Origin of the sequence: Cryobacterium sp. N21, from assembly GCF_002929575.1 — a bacterium.
In the GTDB taxonomy this organism is placed as follows: Bacteria; Actinomycetota; Actinomycetes; order Actinomycetales; family Microbacteriaceae; genus Cryobacterium; species Cryobacterium flavum.
Map to the genome: position 1 here is coordinate 96,729 of NZ_PJJQ01000032.1, position 19,246 is coordinate 115,974.

At 64.7% G+C, this 19,246-nt stretch carries 18 protein-coding genes; 16 read left to right on the top strand and 2 right to left on the bottom strand.

The window, feature by feature from the left end; genetic code table 11:
* Positions 1–2 precede the first annotated feature (2 nt).
* The 7 genes from CXY77_RS09130 to prfA all read left to right on the top strand — a co-directional run bounded on the left by CXY77_RS09130 (position 3) and on the right by prfA (position 9,538).
* Positions 3–764 carry a DUF2993 domain-containing protein gene (locus CXY77_RS09130; RefSeq protein WP_104129970.1) on the top strand — a complete coding sequence of 254 codons (762 nt, stop codon included), beginning with the start codon at positions 3–5 and terminating at the stop codon, positions 762–764.
* Between the two features lie 135 nt (positions 765–899).
* Complete coding sequence (gene lysA, locus CXY77_RS09135; RefSeq protein ID WP_104129971.1) at positions 900–2,327, top strand: diaminopimelate decarboxylase; 1,428 nt, start codon at positions 900–902, stop codon at positions 2,325–2,327.
* Positions 2,324–3,661 carry a homoserine dehydrogenase gene (locus CXY77_RS09140; RefSeq protein WP_233197326.1) on the top strand — a complete coding sequence of 446 codons (1,338 nt, stop codon included), beginning with the start codon at positions 2,324–2,326 and terminating at the stop codon, positions 3,659–3,661. The genes lysA and CXY77_RS09140 overlap by 4 nt, the downstream gene beginning before the upstream one ends.
* Positions 3,661–4,788, top strand: a complete 1,128-nt coding sequence (gene thrC / locus CXY77_RS09145; protein ID WP_092340856.1) for a threonine synthase — start codon at positions 3,661–3,663, stop codon at positions 4,786–4,788. The genes CXY77_RS09140 and thrC overlap by 1 nt, the downstream gene beginning before the upstream one ends.
* Positions 4,785–5,756 (top strand): homoserine kinase, encoded by a 972-nt coding sequence (gene thrB, locus CXY77_RS09150; RefSeq protein ID WP_104088741.1) that lies wholly within the window; start codon positions 4,785–4,787, stop codon positions 5,754–5,756. Before thrC ends, thrB begins: the two co-directional genes overlap by 4 nt.
* A gap of 297 nt (positions 5,757–6,053) precedes the next feature.
* On the top strand, positions 6,054–8,459 hold the full coding sequence (gene rho / locus CXY77_RS09155) for a transcription termination factor Rho (protein WP_104129972.1): 2,406 nt from the start codon (positions 6,054–6,056) through the stop codon (positions 8,457–8,459).
* Positions 8,459–9,538 carry a peptide chain release factor 1 gene (gene prfA / locus CXY77_RS09160; protein WP_104129973.1) on the top strand — a complete coding sequence of 360 codons (1,080 nt, stop codon included), beginning with the start codon at positions 8,459–8,461 and terminating at the stop codon, positions 9,536–9,538. The genes rho and prfA overlap by 1 nt, the downstream gene beginning before the upstream one ends.
* Positions 9,539–9,633: 95 nt before the next feature.
* Here prfA and epsC read toward each other — a convergent pair whose 3' ends face one another.
* Together epsC and cysK are read right to left on the bottom strand one after the other, a co-directional pair.
* Positions 9,634–10,221: a serine O-acetyltransferase EpsC gene (gene epsC / locus CXY77_RS09165; RefSeq protein WP_092340860.1), complete on the bottom strand. Its 588-nt coding sequence runs from the start codon at positions 10,219–10,221 to the stop codon at positions 9,634–9,636.
* A gap of 21 nt (positions 10,222–10,242) precedes the next feature.
* Positions 10,243–11,193, bottom strand: coding sequence for a cysteine synthase A (gene cysK / locus CXY77_RS09170; protein ID WP_104129974.1), 951 nt, complete (start codon positions 11,191–11,193; stop codon positions 10,243–10,245).
* 90 nt (positions 11,194–11,283) lie between these two features.
* Here cysK and prmC point away from each other — a divergent pair, with 90 nt between their 5' ends.
* From prmC to atpA, 9 genes are all read left to right on the top strand, one after another.
* A complete protein-coding gene (gene prmC, locus CXY77_RS09175; RefSeq protein WP_369831298.1) occupies positions 11,284–12,168 on the top strand; it encodes a peptide chain release factor N(5)-glutamine methyltransferase in 885 nt (294 codons plus the stop codon).
* 62 nt (positions 12,169–12,230) lie between these two features.
* On the top strand, positions 12,231–13,043 hold the full coding sequence (locus tag CXY77_RS09180) for an L-threonylcarbamoyladenylate synthase (protein ID WP_092340861.1): 813 nt from the start codon (positions 12,231–12,233) through the stop codon (positions 13,041–13,043).
* A gap of 3 nt (positions 13,044–13,046) precedes the next feature.
* Positions 13,047–14,327 carry an MraY family glycosyltransferase gene (locus tag CXY77_RS09185; protein ID WP_104129975.1) on the top strand — a complete coding sequence of 427 codons (1,281 nt, stop codon included), beginning with the start codon at positions 13,047–13,049 and terminating at the stop codon, positions 14,325–14,327.
* Positions 14,324–14,797 (top strand): hypothetical protein, encoded by a 474-nt coding sequence (locus tag CXY77_RS09190; RefSeq protein ID WP_104088747.1) that lies wholly within the window; start codon positions 14,324–14,326, stop codon positions 14,795–14,797. Before CXY77_RS09185 ends, CXY77_RS09190 begins: the two co-directional genes overlap by 4 nt.
* A gap of 195 nt (positions 14,798–14,992) precedes the next feature.
* Positions 14,993–15,781, top strand: a complete 789-nt coding sequence (gene atpB / locus CXY77_RS09195; RefSeq protein ID WP_233197337.1) for a F0F1 ATP synthase subunit A — start codon at positions 14,993–14,995, stop codon at positions 15,779–15,781.
* Between the two features lie 53 nt (positions 15,782–15,834).
* Positions 15,835–16,074 carry an ATP synthase F0 subunit C gene (gene atpE, locus CXY77_RS09200; RefSeq protein WP_092340865.1) on the top strand — a complete coding sequence of 80 codons (240 nt, stop codon included), beginning with the start codon at positions 15,835–15,837 and terminating at the stop codon, positions 16,072–16,074.
* Between the two features lie 29 nt (positions 16,075–16,103).
* Positions 16,104–16,664 (top strand): F0F1 ATP synthase subunit B, encoded by a 561-nt coding sequence (locus CXY77_RS09205; protein ID WP_104088893.1) that lies wholly within the window; start codon positions 16,104–16,106, stop codon positions 16,662–16,664.
* 3 nt (positions 16,665–16,667) lie between these two features.
* Entirely contained in the window at positions 16,668–17,465 is a 798-nt protein-coding gene (locus CXY77_RS09210; protein ID WP_104129976.1) for a F0F1 ATP synthase subunit delta, read from the top strand.
* 102 nt (positions 17,466–17,567) lie between these two features.
* On the top strand, positions 17,568–19,205 hold the full coding sequence (gene atpA / locus CXY77_RS09215) for a F0F1 ATP synthase subunit alpha (RefSeq protein ID WP_092341093.1): 1,638 nt from the start codon (positions 17,568–17,570) through the stop codon (positions 19,203–19,205).
* Positions 19,206–19,246 lie beyond the last annotated feature (41 nt).

The window sequence follows — 19,246 nt, forward strand, 5'->3', positions numbered from 1 at the left end:
TCATGGCCAGAACCAAACGTCGTGGCCTCGTTCCGCTGATCATCGTGGGCGTGCTCGCCGTGCTGCTCGTCGTCGCCTACTTTCTGGTAGACGGCGGGCTGCGCGCCTTCGCGCAGGACACCGCTGAGAAAGAAATCACCAAGAGCATGCCCGCCTCGGTGACCGGTGACGTCACCGTCACCATCGGCGGCACCTCGGTGATCGCCCAGTTCATCGCCGGCAGCTTCGACCAGGTGGAACTGACCGCACCCAGCCTCACGGTAGACGGCGTGCCGGCATCCGTTCACGTCGTGGCTCGTGATGTGTCGACCAACACCGCCAAGGCCATCGGCTCGCTCACCGCCACCCTCGACGTGGACCAGGCCGCGCTCAACCAGCTGGTTCAGGCCTCCGGCACGGCTCCGGCTGACGCCGTGATGACCCTCGGTGCCGGCGTCGTCACCTACACCGGCACGGTGAAATTGTTCGAGTTCAACGTGGGCTACAGCGCCACCGCCACGGCAACCGCCGCCGGTGACACAGTGAACATCGCGCCCACCGAAGCCACCGTCACGAGCGGCGTCGGCGACATCGATGCGACACCCCTGGTCAATCTGATTCTCCAGCAGGCGCCCATCAGCGTCTGCGTCGCTGGGTACCTGCCCGAAGGCGTCGAACTGAACGGTGTCGACATTTCTCCCGAGCGGGCACGCGTTACGCTGGAGTCGAGCACGCTTATGCTCACCCGGCAGTCGCTGACCACCCTCGGCACCTGCTCCGGCTAATTCGAACCTCGCCACCTGCGGCGGTAGAATCCAGTCAGGCACGCCCCATTCGCGGGCTGGCTCATTTTCCGGCTTCAGGGACCAATCCGGGTTCGCTCGCTGAGATTCCCCTTCGACTCTCGTGAGGTACTTCCCGTGACACTTGATCCCTCGGACGGCTCGTCCAACCCACTGGCACCCGACTGGCTGCACATTCCCGCCGACGCCAACGCGCTCGCCCCCGGACTCTGGCCGACCTCGACCATTCGCAGCGGCACCGGCGAACTCGTGCTCGGCGGAGTGAGTGCCACGGCCCTCGCCGCCGAATTCGGCACCCCTCTCTATGTCATCGACGAAACGGATGCCCGCTCCCGCGCCGCCGAGCTGCTCGCCGTGTTCCAGACCGAGTTCGCCCGCATCGGCACAAGTGCCAAGGTGTACTACGCCGGCAAAGCCTTTCTCTCCACCGAGATCGTGCGCTGGATGACCGCCGCCGGCCTCAACATCGACGTGTGCAGCGGCGGCGAACTCGCCGTCGCGCTGGCCGGCTACGCGGACCCGGCCCGGCTCGGCTTTCACGGCAATAACAAATCCCTGGCCGAACTCGATGAGGCCACCCGGGTCGGTGTCGGCACGATCGTGATCGACAGCGAGGTCGAAATCGGCCGCGTCGCCGAAGCGGCAGCCCGCAACGGCCGCGTGCAGAACGTGCGTCTGCGCGTGAACAGCGGCGTGCACGCGCACACCCACGATTTTCTGGCCACCTCGCACGAAGACCAGAAATTCGGCATCGTGCTCAGTGACGCGCCCAGGCTGGTCGCGCTGATTCGCGCTGAACCAGCGCTCAATTTCGTCGGTCTGCACTGCCATATCGGGTCGCAGATCTTCGGCGCCGACGGATTCGCCGAGTCGGCCGCACGTCTGCTCGAGCTGCACGCCACCCTGCTGGCGGATGGTCCGGTGCCGGAGCTGAACCTGGGCGGCGGCTTCGGTATCGCCTACACGAGCGCCGACGAACCCACTCCGATTCGCGAACTCGCTCGAGCCCTGGCCGACATCGTCGCCGCCGAGTGCGATCGGCTGGGCATCCCGCTGCCGGTCGTGGCTTTCGAACCCGGCCGGGTCATCATCGGTCGCTCCGGCGTGAGCCTGTACCGGGTCGGCACGACCAAGGCCGTCGACGTCTCGGGTACGCAGCGGCTCTATGTCAGCGTCGATGGCGGCATGAGCGACAACGTGCGCCCCGCCCTCTACGGCGCCGACTATGCCGTACGCCTCGCCGACCGTACGTCGACCGAACCTCCGGTGCTCGTGCGTATCGCCGGCAAACACTGCGAGAGCGGCGACATCGTCGTCGACGCTGACTATCTGCCCGGGGATGTGACCCCAGGCGACCTGCTCGCCGTGCCCGCCACCGGCGCCTACTGCTGGGCACTGTCCAACAACTACAACTATCAGGGCCGCGCGCCCGTCGTCGCTGTGCGCAATGGCACAGCGCGTGTTCTGGTGCGCGGCGAAACGATTGCCGACCTGCTCGCGCGGGACACCGGGGCCATGCCGCCCACCAACGGAGGAGAATCTTGAAGATCGAATACCGCAATCTCCGTGTCGCCCTCCTCGGCGGTGGATCCGTCGGCGCCCAGGTAGCCCGCCTGCTCCTCGAACAGGGCCCTGAGCTTGCCAACCGGGTCGGCGCGACCCTGGAACTGGTCGGCATCGCGGTTCGCGATGTGAACGCGGAACGCACCGTCGACCTGCCGCGCGAACTATTCACAACCAACGCTGAAGAACTCATTCTCGGTGCTGACATCGTCATTGAACTCATGGGCGGCATCGAGCCGGCCCGCAGCTACATTCTGCTCGCGGTCAGCAGTGGAGCGGATGTTGTCACCGCCAACAAGGCGCTGCTCGCCCTCCACGGACCCGAGCTGTTCGCCGCCGCGAACCAGGTCGGCGCCCAGATCAACTACGAGGCCGCCGTCGCCGGGGCAATTCCCATCGTGCGTCCGCTGCGGGAAAGCCTCGCCGGCGACCAGGTGAAGCGCATCCTTGGTATCGTCAACGGCACCACGAACTTCATTCTCGACCGGATGGATACCGAAGGGTCCAGTCTCAAGGACGCGCTGGCCGAGGCCACCGCGCTCGGTTACGCAGAGGCCGATCCGACCGCGGACATCGGCGGCTTCGACGCGGCGCAGAAGGCGGCCATTCTGGCGAGTCTGGCGTTCCACACGACGGTGCCGCTGGCATCCGTTTATCGCGAGGGCATCACGCAGGTCACGCCGGCGCAGATCGAATCAGCCCGCAAGGCCGGCTATGTCGTGAAGCTGCTGGCCATTTGCGAGCGCGTCACCGATGAAAACGGGGTCGACGGGGTGTCGGCGCGGGTCTACCCGGCGATGGTTCCGCGCAGTCATCCGCTGGCCTCCGTGCACGGCGCCAACAACGCCGTCTTCGTCGAGGCGGAATCCGCCGGCAGCCTCATGTTCTATGGCGCTGGCGCCGGGGGAGTTGAGACGGCCTCTGCCGTTCTCGGCGACGTCGTCTCGATTGCCCGGCGTCACGTCGCCGGCGGGCCGGGAGTGGCCGCGTCGAGCTACGCCGAACTGCCCGTTTTCGACATCGGCCGGGTCACCACCCGCTATGCCGTGACCCTCGAAGTGACCGACGAACCCGGCGTGCTCGCGACCATCGCGAGCGTGTTCAGCAAGCGCAAGGTGTCGCTGGCGCTCGTGGAACAGTCCATGACGCCGGCCGTGATGGCAACGAAGAGTCGTGCGGCGCGCTCGGCCACGGCTACCCTAGTTATCGGGACCCATGACGCAACGGAGGCCGCACTCGCCGCCACCGTGCAGGACCTGGCCACCAACAGTGTTGTCAGCGAAGTCGCATCCGTTTTGAGAGTTGAAGGAGTCTGATGTTTAGCCCAAGCGAGACCAGTGCCAGCCTGACCAACCCCGCGGCGATCGTCAGCCGCCAGTGGCGGGGCGTGCTGAACGAATACTCCGACCGACTGAACATCTCGGCCGCGACCCCGATCATCACCCTGGGTGAGGGTGGAACGCCGCTCATTCCGGCCGCCGCGCTCTCCGCGCGCACCGGCGCGAAGGTCTGGATCAAGTTTGAGGGAATGAACCCGACCGGGTCGTTCAAGGACCGCGGTATGACCATGGCCATCTCCAAGGCCATGGAAGACGGTGCGAAAGCCGTCATCTGCGCCTCGACCGGCAACACCAGCGCCTCCGCTGCCGCCTACGCCACCCACGCCGGCATCACTGCCGCCGTGCTCGTGCCGGAAGGCAAGATCGCCATGGGCAAGCTCAGCCAGGCCGTCGCGCACAATGCCCAGCTGCTGCAGGTGCAGGGCAACTTCGATGACTGCCTCGACATCGCCCGCGATCTCGCCACCAACTACCCGGTGCACCTGGTCAACTCGGTCAACCCCGACCGCATCGAGGGACAGAAGACCGCGGCCTTCGAGGTCGTCGAGGTGCTCGGTGACGCCCCCGACTTTCAGTTCGTTCCGGTCGGCAACGCCGGCAACTACACCGCGTACTTTCGCGGCTACAGCGAAGAGGTCGCCCGCGGCGCCACCACGAAGCTGCCGCGCATGTTCGGCTTCCAGGCCTCGGGCAGCGCCCCGATCGTGCTCGGCCACCGCGTTGAGAACCCCGACACCATCGCGAGCGCCATCCGCATCGGTAACCCGGCATCGTGGGACCTCGCGCTGAACGCCCGTGAGCAGAGCGACGGCTACTTCGGCGCCATCACCGACGCGAAGATTCTCGAAGCCCACCGCATTCTCTCGGCCGAGGTCGGCATCTTCGTGGAACCGGCATCCGCTATCGGCGTCGCCGGCTTGCTCGAGCGTGCCGAAGCCGGATTCATTCCGAAGGGATCGACCGTGGTCATCACGGTCACCGGCCACGGTTTGAAAGACCCGCAGTGGGCGCTCCGCACCGCCGACGGCTCCGATGTGAAGCCCACAATTGTTCCGATCGATACCGCCGAAATCGCGAGCGTGCTCGGCCTGGCCAAGGCATGACCAGCCCTGTCTCGTTGATCGGCCGCGCTGTCTCGGTGCAGGTTCCGGCTACGACGGCCAACCTCGGCCCCGGCTTTGACACGCTCGGTCTGGCGTTGGCCAAGTACGACCAGCTCGAGGTGACCGTGCGGAGCGAACCCGGCGTGTTCGTCGAGGTGCACGGTGTCGGTGCCGGTTTGGTTCCCACCGACGAGACCAACCTCGTCGTACGGGCCATCATCCACACCTTCAACGCTGTTGGCCAGGCTATGCCCGGGCTTGACATCGTCGCGCACAACGTCATCCCGCACGGGCGCGGCCTCGGTTCCTCCGGCGCTGCCATTGTGTCGGGCATCATGGCGGCCAAGGGCCTGCTCGAGGGCATCGTCGACATCGACGCCGAGATGCTGCTTGTGCTCGCCACCGAGATGGAAGGGCACCCCGACAACGTGGCGCCCGCTCTGTTCGGTGGCCTGACCATTGCGTGGACGACGCAGGAAGGCCCGCGGCACAAGAAACTCATGGTGCACCGCGGCGTCAAGCCGCTCGTCTTTGTGCCCGAGCAGGAGATGTCCACTGCGCTCGCGCGCAGCCTGCAGCCGGCCTCGGTGCCGCACGAAGACGCCGTATTCAACCTGTCGCGTTCGGCGCTGCTGATCGCCGCGCTCATCCAGAGCCCGGAGTTGCTGCTGGCCGCGACCGAGGACAAACTGCACCAGAGCTACCGTGCCGCGGCGATGCCGGAGACGAACAAGCTGATCACCCTGTTGCGCGCGGCCGGCTTCGCTGCCGTCGTGTCCGGTGCCGGGCCATCCATTCTGGTGTTGGCGAGCGACCCGAGCCAGCGCCTGGTGGCTGCCGAACTCGTGGCCAGCAACTCTGATACCCCGTGGCGAGCACTCATGCTCGCCGTCGACGTTCAGGGCGCCACCGTGCATCCGCTCACGGTGGACAACGCGGGGGAGACGACGGCGGAGACCGCGGCGTAGGGAGCAGTCGAGTCGAGTCGGCCTCCGCGGCGCGCGTCGGCTCGGCCGGTCCTCAGGCTGTCGAAGCGACTGGCTCCGGGATGCTATGGTTGTTGTGCACCCGATAGAAACCGCCTTGAGCGACATCTTCTCCGGTGCATTCCCTGTACCTCACTGTTATTGCGAATTTCTGCGTAGCGGTGGGTGTTTACACCAATCCCCTCCATTTGTCGGATTGGATCACCCGCAGCGCAATTCTCGCTGCATACATCTCTCCTGACCTGAATCTTTGTTCGGCAGGGGAAAGGAACCCCCTTCGTGACTGATGTCAACCTCCGCGCCGCTGGCTCGGATCTTCCCCGTCTGAGTACCCTTCGCGTGTCCGAGCTTCAGGCTCTGGCCCTTGAACTGAAAATCCCCGGCGCTTCCAAACTTCGTAAAGGCGAACTTGTGGAGGCAATCCAAACGGCTCAGTCCGGCACGAGCGCCGCTGCTCCCGCCGACGCGCCGGTCGTTGAGGCAGCCCCTGTCGAGGCTGCTCCCGAGATCGCACCGATCGAGAGCCTCGCCGAGGCACTCGAAACGGCCCCCCGCAAGCGTGCACCGCGTCGTGCCAGTACCGCGACCGCTGCTCCCGCCAAATCCCACGTCAATGCCGACGCCAGCACCGGATTCGGCATCATCCTGCCCGACGCTCCGGCGGCCGGCTCGCGCATCGCTCGTAACGCCCGCGGCGTTGTGACGTCCACCACCGTTGCTCCCGTAGTCGACGACGCTGCTCCCACCAGAGCGGATGCTGACAAGCCGGTTCGCCAGGCACGCAAGCGCGTGCAGGTCGCACCGGTGCCCCTCGATGACGCCGCCGCTGTGGTTGCCGACTCCGCTGATGCGCCGGCCGATGCACCCGTTGAGGTCGCGGCATCCACGCGCCGTCCGTCCCGGCGTGCGTCGTCGCAGCGCACCACCGCTGTCGTACCGGATGAGACGCCCGCCGAGTCTGACGGTGTCGCCGATTCTGCAGAGGTCGCACCCGACGCGTCGGTCGAATCAACCGACGAGTTGAACGACCAGTCGAATGATCAGCAGAACGATTCCGGTGCACCGCGTCAGGGCCGTAGCCGCAGCCGCAGCCGCGGTGGCGACCGTGCGCAGGGCGCCGACCGCAACCAGGGCGACCAGAACGCCCAGAACGACCGTGGTCAGAACGACCGCAACCAGAACGGCACCAACGACGAGGGAATGACGCGGGCACAGAGCCAGCGTCAGGCTCGCAATGAGCGCAACCAGGAACGCAACCAGGAGCGCGCGCAGGCCCAGGCCGACCGTAACCAGGGTCAGAACGAGCGTGGCCAGGACCGCAATCAGGGTCAGAACGAGCGTGGCCAGGACCGCAATCAGGGTCAGAACGAGCGTGGCCAGGACCGCAATCAGGGCCAGAATGACCGCGGTCAGGACCGCAACCAGCTCGACGACGACCTGAACGGCCGCGGCAACCGCAACCGGTATCGTGACCGCAAGCGTCGCGGCCCGAACCAGGGCGATGACTTCGAACCCGAGGTCAACGACGACGACGTACTCATTCCCGTCGCCGGTATTCTCGACGTGCTCGACAATTACGCGTTCGTGCGCACGTCCGGTTACCTGCCGGGTGCGAGCGACGTGTACGTCTCGCTCGGCCAGGTCAAGAAGTACAACCTGCGCAAGGGTGACGCCGTCGTCGGCTCCATCCGTCAGCCGCACGAGGGCGACCAGTCCGGTCGTCAGAAGTACAACGCCATCGTCAAGGTCGACTCCATCAACGGCCAGACCGTTGAAGAGGCCGCGGCCCGCGTCGACTTCCACAAGCTGACCCCGCTGTACCCGACCGAGCGCCTGCGCCTCGAGACCGAGCCGGGCAAGCTCACGCAGCGCATCATCGACCTCGTCGCCCCGATCGGCAAGGGCCAGCGTGGCCTGATCGTCGCACCGCCGAAGGCCGGTAAGACCATCGTCATGCAGCAGATCGCGAACGCCATCGCCACCAACAACCCCGAGGTCCACCTCATGGTCGTACTGGTCGACGAGCGTCCCGAAGAGGTCACCGACATGCAGCGCACGGTCAAGGGTGAGGTCATCGCCTCCACCTTCGACCGCCCGGCCGAAGACCACACCGTTGTCGCTGAGCTCGCCATCGAGCGTGCCAAGCGTCTGGTCGAGCTGGGCCACGACGTCGTCGTGCTGCTCGACTCGATCACCCGCCTCGGCCGCGCCTACAACCTCGTGGCCCCGGCCTCTGGCCGCATCCTCTCTGGTGGCGTTGACGCATCCGCTCTGTACCCGCCGAAGCGTTTCTTCGGTGCGGCACGCAACATCGAGAATGGCGGCTCACTCACCATCCTCGCTTCCGCGCTGGTGGAGACCGGCTCCAAAATGGACGAGGTCATCTTCGAGGAGTTCAAGGGCACCGGCAATATGGAACTGCGCCTGTCGCGTCAGCTCGCCGACAAGCGAATCTTCCCGGCCGTCGATGTGAACGCCTCGGGCACCCGCCGTGAAGAAATGCTGATGAGCGCCGATGAAGTCAAGGTCACCTGGAAGCTGCGCCGCGCCCTCGCCGGGCTCGAACAGCAGCAGGCGCTTGAGCTCATCCTCGGCCGTCTTAAGGAGACCGCGTCGAACGTTGAATTCCTCATGCAGGTTCAGAAGTCGATGCCGACCCTGAACGGGTCAGACAAGGACAAGTAATGTTCGAATCCGTCCTCACGCTGCTGGCCGAGCACGACGACCTGCAGTCGCAGTTGGCGGATCCGGAGTTGCACGCGAATCCGGCCCGTTCGAAGAAGGTCAACCGGCGCTACGCCGAGTTGAGTCGCATCATCGCGGCGTACCACGAGTGGAAAGAGGTTGAAGACAACCTCGAGGCCGCTCGTGAGCTCGCCGACGAAGACGCTGCCTTCGCCGAAGAGATCCCGGACCTCGTCGAACAGCTGGACGTCACGGCTGAAAAGCTGCGCCGTCTGCTGATCCCGCGCGACGAACTCGACGCCCGCGACGTGATCATGGAGATCAAGATGGGGGAGGGCGGCGCCGAATCGGCACTGTTCGCCGCCGATCTGCTGCGCATGTACCTGCACTACGCCGAGTCGAACCGCTGGAAAACCGAGATCATCGAGCAGACCTCGAGCGACCTCGGCGGTATCAAAGACATTCAGCTCGCCATCAAGGGATTTTCGAGCGACCCGGCCGAAGGCGTGTGGGCGCACCTCAAGTACGAGGGGGGTGTGCACCGCGTTCAGCGCGTGCCGGCCACCGAGTCGCAGGGACGCATCCACACCTCAGCGGCCGGCGTGCTCGTCTTCCCCGAAGTCGACGAGCCCGAAGAGGTCGAGCTTCACCCGAACGACCTCAAGATCGACGTGTATCGGTCGAGCGGTCCTGGCGGGCAGTCGGTCAACACCACCGACTCTGCCGTGCGCATCACCCACCTTCCCACCGGAATCGTGGTGGCCATGCAGAACGAGAAGTCGCAGCTGCAGAACAAGGAAGCCGGCATGCGCGTGCTGCGCGCCCGCGTTCTGGCCCGTCAGCAGGAAGAGATCGATGCGGCAGCGTCGCTCGTGCGCAAGGGACAGATTCGTACGATGGACCGCTCAGAGCGCATCCGCACGTACAACTTTCCGGAGAACCGCATCGCCGATCACCGCACCGGTTACAAGGCGTATAACCTGGACGCCGTCATGAACGGAGCCCTCGGCCCCGTCATCGACTCCTGTATCCACGCCGACGAGGAAACCCGCCTGGCCGAGCTGGGCGACCCCGAGTAACCCCCACGTGGACGGGGCCCAGGCCCCGTCCACGGGCCCAGTTTATAAACTTGGCCCAGGGACGGGGCCCTGGCCCCGTCCGCAGTTTCGACCGACTAGAGGTAGTACTCGGGTTCGAGGGTGCCGCCGCGCGCGGACTCGACCGTAGCGGGGGTTTGCGGGCGAATCGTCGCCGGCACACCCACGAGCAGCGACCGCGGTGGAGCGCCCTTGGTCACTACGGCGTTGGAGCCGATCGTGCTCCAGGCACCGATCGTGATCGGGCCGAGAACCTTGGCGCCGGCCCCCACCGTGACACCGTCTTCCAGAAACGGATGCCGCCGCACACCGCGCGCATGCCCGTGACGGCTCTTGCCGCCCAGCGTCACCGCGTGGTACAACATGACATCGTCGCCGAGAATTGCCGTCTCACCGATCACGACGCCCATGCCGTGGTCGATGAACAACCGGCGGCCAATGGTCGCGCCCGGATGAATCTCAATCCCGGTCAGAAACCGGGTCACCTGGGACAGCAGACGAGCGGGCAGGTGCAGCCCGGCGCGCCATAACCGGTTAGCGACCCGATACGACCAGACCGCGTGCAGCCCACTGTAGGCCAGAAAAACCTCGGTGTTGCTGCGCGCGGCGGGGTCGTGGGTGCGCGCAGCCGCGATGTCTTCGCGGAGGCGCCGTAAGGGATTCATTGAAGGGCAGACAGCGTTCTCTTAGTCCAGCAGGTCTTCGTACAGCACCGTCGAAATGTACCGCTCGCCGAAGCCGGGAACAATCACGACGATGGTCTTGCCAGCGTTCTCGGGTAGTTTTGCCTGCTCGAGCGCAGCCCAGACAGCGGCGCCGCCGGAGATACCGCCGAGGATGCCCTCATCGGTGCCGAGTGAACGCGCCGTCGCGAGCGAGTCGGCCAGGGTCACATCGGTGATCGAGTCGTAGACCTCGCGGTTCAGGGTTTCCGGAACGAAGTTCGCGCCGAGGCCCTGAATTTTGTGCGGGCCGGGCTTTCCGCCGGTGAGAATGGGGGAGTCGATCGGCTCGACGCCGACAACCTTGAGGCCCGGCTTCTGGTCTTTGAGGTACCCGCCGGTGCCGGAAAGCGTTCCGCCGGTACCGATGCCCGCGACGAGAATGTCAACGGCACCCTCGGTGTCATTCCAGATTTCCGGGCCGGTCGTGGCGCGGTGGATGGCCGGGTTGGCCGGATTTGTGAACTGGCTGGCGAGAACCGCGCCCGGGGTGTTCGCGACGATCTCGGCGGCCTTCTCGACCGCGCCGCGCATGCCGTCGACACCAGTCGTCAGCACAATTTCGGCGCCATAAGCGCGCATCATGACGCGGCGTTCCTTGCTCATGGTCTCCGGCATAGCCAGAATGACCGTGTAGCCGCGGGCGGCGCCGACCATAGCGAGGGCGATACCCGTGTTACCGCTGGTGGCTTCGACGATGGTTCCGCCCGGCTTCAGCGAGCCGTCCTTCTCGGCGGCGTTGATGATCGCGACGCCGATGCGGTCCTTGACACTGCTGGAGGGGTTGTAGAACTCGAGCTTCAAGAGCACGGTGGCGCCGAGGCCGGCGGTCAAACGGTTCAGCTTGACGAGGGGGGTCCCACCAACGGCTTCGGTGATGTCGGAATAGATCTTGGGCACGAGGGCAACTTTCATTCGGTTTTCATTCGGTGAAATTCGGTGTGAGGGCCGGCTCCAGCCTATGTCTCCCGGCCGAAAATCAGTTGGTGCGTTACATTTCACTACGTGCCTTCTTTAGCTTCTGACCTGCCCCAGACCATCACTTCCTTGCGAAAACGAGCGATCAGCGTACTGACCGCAGCCGGCATCACCGATCCCGAGGTCGACGCCGACCTGCTGATCGGCCACGTGCTCGGCCAGAGCCGCGGCGAAGTGCAGGCCGGCAGCTTCCTGAATCGACCGGTTAGCCAAGCGGATGCCGCCACCATCATCGCCCTGCTGGCCCGCCGCAGCGGGCGCGAACCCCTGCAACACATAACAGGGCGGGCCCCGTTCCGCTCCCTCTCCCTGTATGTGGGCCCCGGCGTGTTCGTGCCGAGACCCGAAACCGAGCAGGTCGCCCAGTTCGCCATCGACGCCCTGCGTTCCATGCCCGATCCGGAGCCGATCGGCATCGACCTCGGCACCGGAAGTGGCGCGATCGCCCTGGCCCTGGCCACCGAGGTGCCGCACGCGCGCATCTTCGCGATCGAAAACTCGCCGGAAGCGTTCCCCTGGACCACCCGCAACTTCGACGAGATCGGCGCCGCCAACGCCACCCTCGCCTTCGGTGACCTCGCCGACGCGTTCGTCGAACTGGACGGCACGGTGGCCGTCGTCATCTCCAATCCGCCCTACATTCCAGCGGATGCTATTCCCCGCGACCCCGAGGTGCGCCTGTTCGACCCAGCCCAGGCCCTGTTCGGCGGCCCGGACGGACTCGACGTGGTGCGCAGCGTGTCAGCAACTGGGCTGCGCCTGCTGCGCGCGGGGGGTGTGCTCGTGATCGAGCACGGCGAGCTGCAGGGCGCCGCGATCCGCCAGCTGCTGGCAGCCGACGGATGGCGCGCCCCGGCCACCCACCGCGACTACACCAGCCGGGACCGGGCCACGACAGCACTGCACCCTTAAACGGAACCCCGCCAGTCGGCGCATCCGCTCTTCACGACAGCACTGGGTTAGAATTGCCGGAAATGACACGCATCTACGATTGCACGAGCGACTCGACCACGGACGAATCCACCACGAGCGAAAACTACAGCGCGCATATCGCTCTGGCGCGCACGGCCATCGGTCGCGGGGCGCTCGTCGTCATCCCCACCGACACGGTCTACGGAGTGGCCGCTGACGCGTTCAACGCTGAAGCCGTTCAGCTGCTCCTCGACGCGAAGGGCCGCAGCCGGCAGTCGCCGCCACCGGTTCTCATTCCCGGAATTCCCACCCTCGACGCCCTCGCCGTCGACGTGCCGCAGCCGGTCCGCGACCTGGTCGCAGCGTTCTGGCCCGGCGGACTCACTGTCATCGTCAACGCCCAGCCCTCGCTGGTCTGGGATCTCGGCGAAACCCGCGGCACGGTGGCACTGCGCATGCCGAGCAACCAAGTTGCACTCGATCTGCTCGCCGAAACCGGCCCGCTCGCCGTGTCCAGCGCCAACCTGAGCGGGATGCCGGCCACCACCGACGCCCAGGCTGCTGAAGCGGCCCTCGGCGAGAGCGTCGACGTGTACCTCGACGGCGGCACCGCTGGCAGTACCTATGAGAGCGTGTTTGGTCAGACCGGCGACGGCTCATCGACGATCGTGGACGCCACCGGTTTCGAGACCAACGGCGGTTTTCTGCACATCGTGCGTAGCGGCGTCATCTCCCGCGACGCGATCGTGGCCGTCGTGGGCGATGTGCTCGCTGCCGCGCCGGCCGTTCCCGGGTTCCCGGCGATCTCGGCCGAAGCGGAAGCGACACCCACCCTCGCCGCCCCATCTCAGGACGAAACGGATGCCGACCGGTAGCCCATGACTCTTTTCCTCCTGCTCGCGCTCGTTTCGACGATCGTCACCTTCGTGCTGTCGATCGTGGTCTACAAACTCAGCCACAAGTACCGCCTGTACCCGAAGATTCGCGAACGCGACGTGCACACCCGGCCCACTCCGCGCCTCGGCGGTATCGCCATGTTCCTTGGCATCGTCATCGCCTTTGGCGTGGCCTACCTCGCTGCGGGGGCCTTCGCGCCCCTGCGACTCGTCTTCGCTGACCCGCAGCAGATTTTAGCTATTCTCGGTGCTGCCCTGCTGATCGTGCTGGTCGGCGTCGCCGACGACATCTGGGACCTCGACTGGATGACCAAACTCGCCGGCCAGTTCATCGCTGCCGGCCTCGTGGCCTGGCAGGGCGTTCAGATTTACTCTCTACCGATTGGCGGTCTGACGGTTTGGAGCGGCTGGACGTCGATCGTTGTCACGGTCGTCGCCATCGTCGTGGTCATGAACATGATCAACTTCATCGACGGGCTCGACGGCCTGGTCACCGGTGTCGCCCTCATCGCTAACGGGGTGTTCTTTCTCTACAGTTATCTGCTCGTGCGCGACACCTCACCGACCAACTACTTCAACCTGGCATCGCTGATCGCCGCCATTCTGGTCGGCGCCTGCGTGGGGTTCCTCCCGCTGAACTGGCATCCGGCCAAGATGTTCATGGGTGATGCCGGCGCGCTGCTGGTGGGCCTGTTGATGGCGACCAGCGCGATCGCGATCACTGGTCAGATCGACCCGACGGCTACCAGCCGCTCGCAGCTGTTCCCGGCCTTCATCCCCATCCTGCTGCCGGTAGCGATCATGATCATTCCACTGCTCGACTTTGGGCTCGCGGTCATCCGCCGGGTGCACGCCGGTAAATCGCCGTTCAGCGCCGACCGAAAACACCTGCACCACCGGCTGCTCGATATGGGGCACTCCCACCTGCACGCCGTTTTGATCTTCTATGGGTGGACGGCCGCAGCATCCATTGGCTGCCTGCTGTATTACATACTGCCGGTCTACTTCGGCCTGCCGACCTGGTACGCGACCATCTTTCTGGTGACGTCGCTGCTCATCTGCACCATCGTCACGCTCGCACCGCTCGGCCGCCGCAAGACCGGGGAATGGCTTAGCCAGTCCGCACCAGTGCAGTTGGCAGTACTGGACGAGCTCGACCCACTCGACGAGGCCGCCCAAGTCCAGCCCGCCCCAGCCACACCAGAACCACACACGACACGAGCGACCGCCATTGTGGCGGCGCCTGCCGAGGAGAACGTATGAGCACCAACGACACCGTCCGCACTCAGCCCACATCGATCCCGGTGCTGCGCCGCATCCTGATTTACGGGGGCTGGGTCGCCCTGGCAATCGCTGTTGTCGGATCGGTTATCGGCTACCTCGTCGACGGCGGTACCGGTGTGCTCAGCGCGCTGATCGGTACGGCCATGTCGGTCGCGTTCATGGGTATCACGGCTGGCAGCATTCTGCTGGCCAATCGGGTCGCCGGCAACGAGTCCGCCATCGGTGGCTTCTTCGGCATCATCATGGGCGGCTGGCTGCTCAAGTTCGTGGTGTTCCTGGTGCTGCTGGTCGTGCTGCAGGACCGCGAGTGGATCCAGCCGATGGTGCTGTTCTTCTGCATTATTGCCGGGGTTGTCGGGTCGCTCGTCGTCGACGCCGTCGTCGTCATGAAGAGCCGGATGCCCTACGCCAGCGACGCCACCTTGCCCCCGGCCCCGGTCGACGAGTAACCCTACGACCCATCTGCCCACGGATCCCGCTCACGATTCGGCTCAGCGCCTGATCTTTGCTAGAGTAAACAGCGATCCCACCCCGGTTTGCACATGCTTTACAGCGTCGTAAACCTGCCCATATTCGTCGATGCGCGAGCAGAGCTCACCGCCCCGAAACAGGAGAAAGCGCTGCTAGAAATCGCCGTAAACCTGATGGTCCCGTCTGCCACCGGCGACGGTGAATTTCACGGTCCCTCCATCAATGAGTTCTTCCCCGATGTAATTTTCTTTGCGGATACTCCGTTCGAGATCAACCGCATCATTCTGATTCGTTTCCTCGCGGTCGCGGTTTTGATGCTGGTCTTCTGGCTCGGCACCCGCCGCATGAAGATCATTCCGACCCGCGGCCAGAGCCTGGCCGAAATGGGACTCGACTTCGTTCGCGTCAACATCGCCGAAGACCTGCTCGGAAAGAAAGACGGCAAGCGTTTTCTGCCGCTTCTGACGACCATCTTTTTCATGGTGTTGTTCATGAACATCACCGGAATCATTCCGTTCCTGAATATTGCCGGAACCTCGGTGATCGGAGTGCCGCTGCTTCTCGGTGTCATCTCCTACGGAACGTTCATCTACGCCGGCGTCAAGAAGAGTCCAGCGAAGTTCTTCCGCAACTCGCTCTTCCCGCCCGGAGTGCCCAAGGGCCTGTATCTCATCGTGACGCCGATCGAATTTATCTCGACGTTTCTGGTGCGACCGGTCACCCTGACGCTCCGACTGATGATGAACATGATCGTCGGGCACCTCCTGCTCGTGCTGTTCTTCAGCGCCACCCAGTTTTTCTTCTTCACTGCGGATGGCGGGTTCAAGCTCTTCGGCGCTGGCACCCTCGTCTTCGGCTTCGCCTTCACGCTCTTCGAAGTGCTGATCGCCGTCCTCCAGGCTTACATTTTCGCCCTACTCACCGCCGTCTACATCCAGCTCGCGCTGGCTGAGGAACACTAGACACTTTAGGAATCCGGCATTCGCCGCATTCACCACTACGGAAGGAAACACACGTGGACGCAACAACCGTTCTCGCGGAAATCAGCGGAAACATCGCGACCGTCGGTTATGGCCTCGCAGCCATCGGCCCGGCAATCGGTGTAGGTATCGTCGTTGGCAAGACCATCGAGGGTGTCGCTCGTCAGCCTGAGCTGGCCGGCCGACTGCAGGTACTGATGTACATCGGTATCGCCTTCACCGAGGCACTCGCCTTCATCGGCATCGCCACCTACTTCATTTTCACCGGCGTCTAAACCTCTTCACTAACTAGTTAGGAGGCATGATGCTTCACGCAGTAATTGCAGCCGCGACCGAAGAAGCGGCAAAGAACCCGCTCATCCCTGAGTGGTACGACATCATCTGGTCGGCGGTCTGCTTTGTCGTGATTTTGTTCTTCTTCTGGAAGCTTGTGCTGCCCAGAATGCAGAAGCTTCTTGACGACCGTGCAGAAGCCATCGAGGGCAACATCGCCAAGGCCGACGACGCCCAGCGCAAGGCTGAAGCTGCACTCGCGGCGTACACAGCCCAGCTGGCTGACGCCCGTGCCGAAGCCGGTGCCATTCGTGATCAGGCCCGCACCGACGGCCAGCGCATCGTCGCTGAGCACAAGGAGCAGGCTGCGGCCGAGGCCGGTCGCATCGCGGCCAGTGCCAAGACGCAGATCGAAGCCGAACGCCAGGCCGCCGTCGTCTCGCTTCGCAGTGAGGTCGGCACCCTTGCCATTGACCTCGCTTCGGGCGTCATCGGTGAAAGCCTGTCCGACGACGCAAAGGCCAGCGCCATCGTCGATCGTTTCCTGGCAGAACTCGAAGCCAGCGAAGCACCAGCAGCAGGAAAGATCTAGCAAATGGGAAGCGCCACCAGAGAAGCACTCGCCACGTCGAGGGCGGCCCTGTCCGTCCCGGGCGGCACGACTGATCTGGCGACGGGCGAAAGCCTGTTCGGCGCCGGTCGAGTAATCGGGTCGTCGTCCCAGCTGTTGTCAGCACTCGGCGACGCCTCAGCGGATGCTGCGGCCAAGGTCACCCTCGTACGCGCCGTTTTCGGTGCCAACGTGACGCCTCGGGCACTCGACCTGCTCGCAGCGGCCGTCTCCGAACGCTGGTCCAGCCACGACGACCTGCTCGCCGGGATCGAAGAACTGGGCCTACGGGCATCCGCCCTCTCTACTCCGGCCGGAACGTCGATCGGGGGCGAGCTCTTCGCCTTCGGTAAGACGGTGTCCTTGGACGCTGAGCTGGAACTGGCCCTGGCCAGCAAGCTCGGCAAGCCTGGCGCCAAGGCAGCCCTGGTCGAAAAGCTGCTGGACGGTAAAGTCTCCGGTCAGACGCTCGCCATTGTTCGTCACCTGGTGCAGCAGCCTCGCGGCCGCCGCATCGGCGAACTGCTGCGACACGCAGCAGCAGTCGTCGCGGACGAGTCCGGCACGTCGATCGCCACCATCACGTCGGCGAGCGTTCTCACGGCCGATCAGCTCGCTCGCTTGCAGAAGAACCTCCAGTTGCGTCACGGACGAGCACTCACCATCAACCAGGTCGTTGACCCGGAATTGGTCGGCGGAGTGCGCGTGCAAATCGGCGACCTGGTCATCGATGGCAGCATTGCAACCCGCCTGGCAGATTTGAGACTCCAGCTCGCTCGCTGAGTCACCTCAGCAGCACCAAAAACCCAGCAGTACCAGATGACTCAGGGCGGCAGCGTCCTCGAACAGACAGAACCTGTACTTTCGTACAGAAAAGGGAAGATGATGGCAGAACTAACGATCAGCCCCGATGAGATCCGTGGCGCTCTCCAGGACTTCGTGAAGTCCTACGAGCCGAACAAAACATCAACGACCGAGGTCGGCTACGTCACCACGGCCGGCGACGGTATCGCCCACGTTGAGGGCTTGCCCGGCGTGATGGCGAACGAGCTCATCAAATTCGCCGATGGCACCCTGGGCCTGGCCCAGAACCTCGACGAAGACGAGATCGGCGTCGTCGTACTCGGCGAGTTCGGCGGCATCGTTGAGGGCATGGAGGTGCACCGCACCGGCGAGGTTCTCTCTGTTCCGGTCGGCGACGGCTACCTCGGCCGTGTTGTCGATCCGCTCGGCGCCCCCATCGACGGACTCGGCGACATTGCGACCGAAGGCCGTCGTGCCCTCGAGCTGCAGGCCCCCGGCGTCATGAGCCGCAAGTCGGTTCATGAGCCGATGCAGACCGGCATCAAGGCCATCGACGCCATGATCCCGATCGGCCGCGGCCAGCGTCAGCTGATCATCGGTGACCGCCAGACCGGCAAGACCGCGATCGCCATCGACACCATCATCAACCAGAAGGCCAACTGGGAGTCCGGCGACAGCAACAAGCAGGTTCGTTGCATCTATGTCGCCATCGGCCAGAAGGGCTCCACCATCGCCTCGGTGAAGGGTGCGCTCGAGGATGCCGGAGCGATGGAGTACACCACCATCGTCGCCGCTCCCGCCTCTGACCCGGCCGGCTTCAAGTACCTGGCCCCGTACACCGGCTCGGCCATCGGCCAGCACTGGATGTACGCCGGCAAGCACGTTCTCATCGTCTTCGATGACCTGTCCAAGCAGGCCGAGGCCTACCGTGCCGTGTCGCTGCTGCTGCGTCGTCCGCCGGGACGCGAAGCGTACCCGGGAGACGTGTTCTACCTGCACTCCCGTCTGCTCGAGCGTTGTGCCAAGCTGTCCGACGAGCTCGGCGCCGGATCAATGACCGGTCTCCCGATCATCGAGACTAAGGCGAACGACGTTGCCGCGTACATCCCCACCAACGTGATCTCGATCACCGACGGCCAGATCTTCCTGCAGTCCGACCTGTTCAACGCCAACCAGCGTCCGGCAGTCGACGTCGGCATCTCGGTCTCCCGTGTCGGTGGCGACGCTCAGGTCAAGTCGATCAAGAAGGTCTCCGGAACGCTCAAGCTCGAGCTGGCCCAGTACCGTTCGCTCGAAGCCTTCGCCATGTTTGCCTCCGACCTTGACGCGGCCAGCCGTCGTCAGCTCGCCCGCGGCGCCCGCCTCACCGAACTGCTGCGCCAGCCGCAGTACTCGCCGTACCCCGTTGAGGACCAGGTCGTCTCGATCTGGGCCGGCATCAACGGCAAGCTCGACGAGGTTCCGGTTCCCGACGTGCTGCGCTTCGAACGCGAACTGCTTGACTTCCTCGGTCGCAACACCGAGGTTCTCAAGACCCTGCGCGAGACGAACGTTCTCTCCGACGAGACCGTCACCGCTCTCACGGCCGGTGTCGACAAGTTCAAGCTCGAGTTCCAGACCGGCGAGGGTAAGCCGCTCGCCTCGGTCAGCAAAGAAAAGTTTGAAGCCATCGCAGTTGAAGACGTCAACCAGGAAAAGATCGTCAAGCACCGCCGCTAGTCGATACGACTTGCAGCAACTGACGACGCCAAACTGAAAGA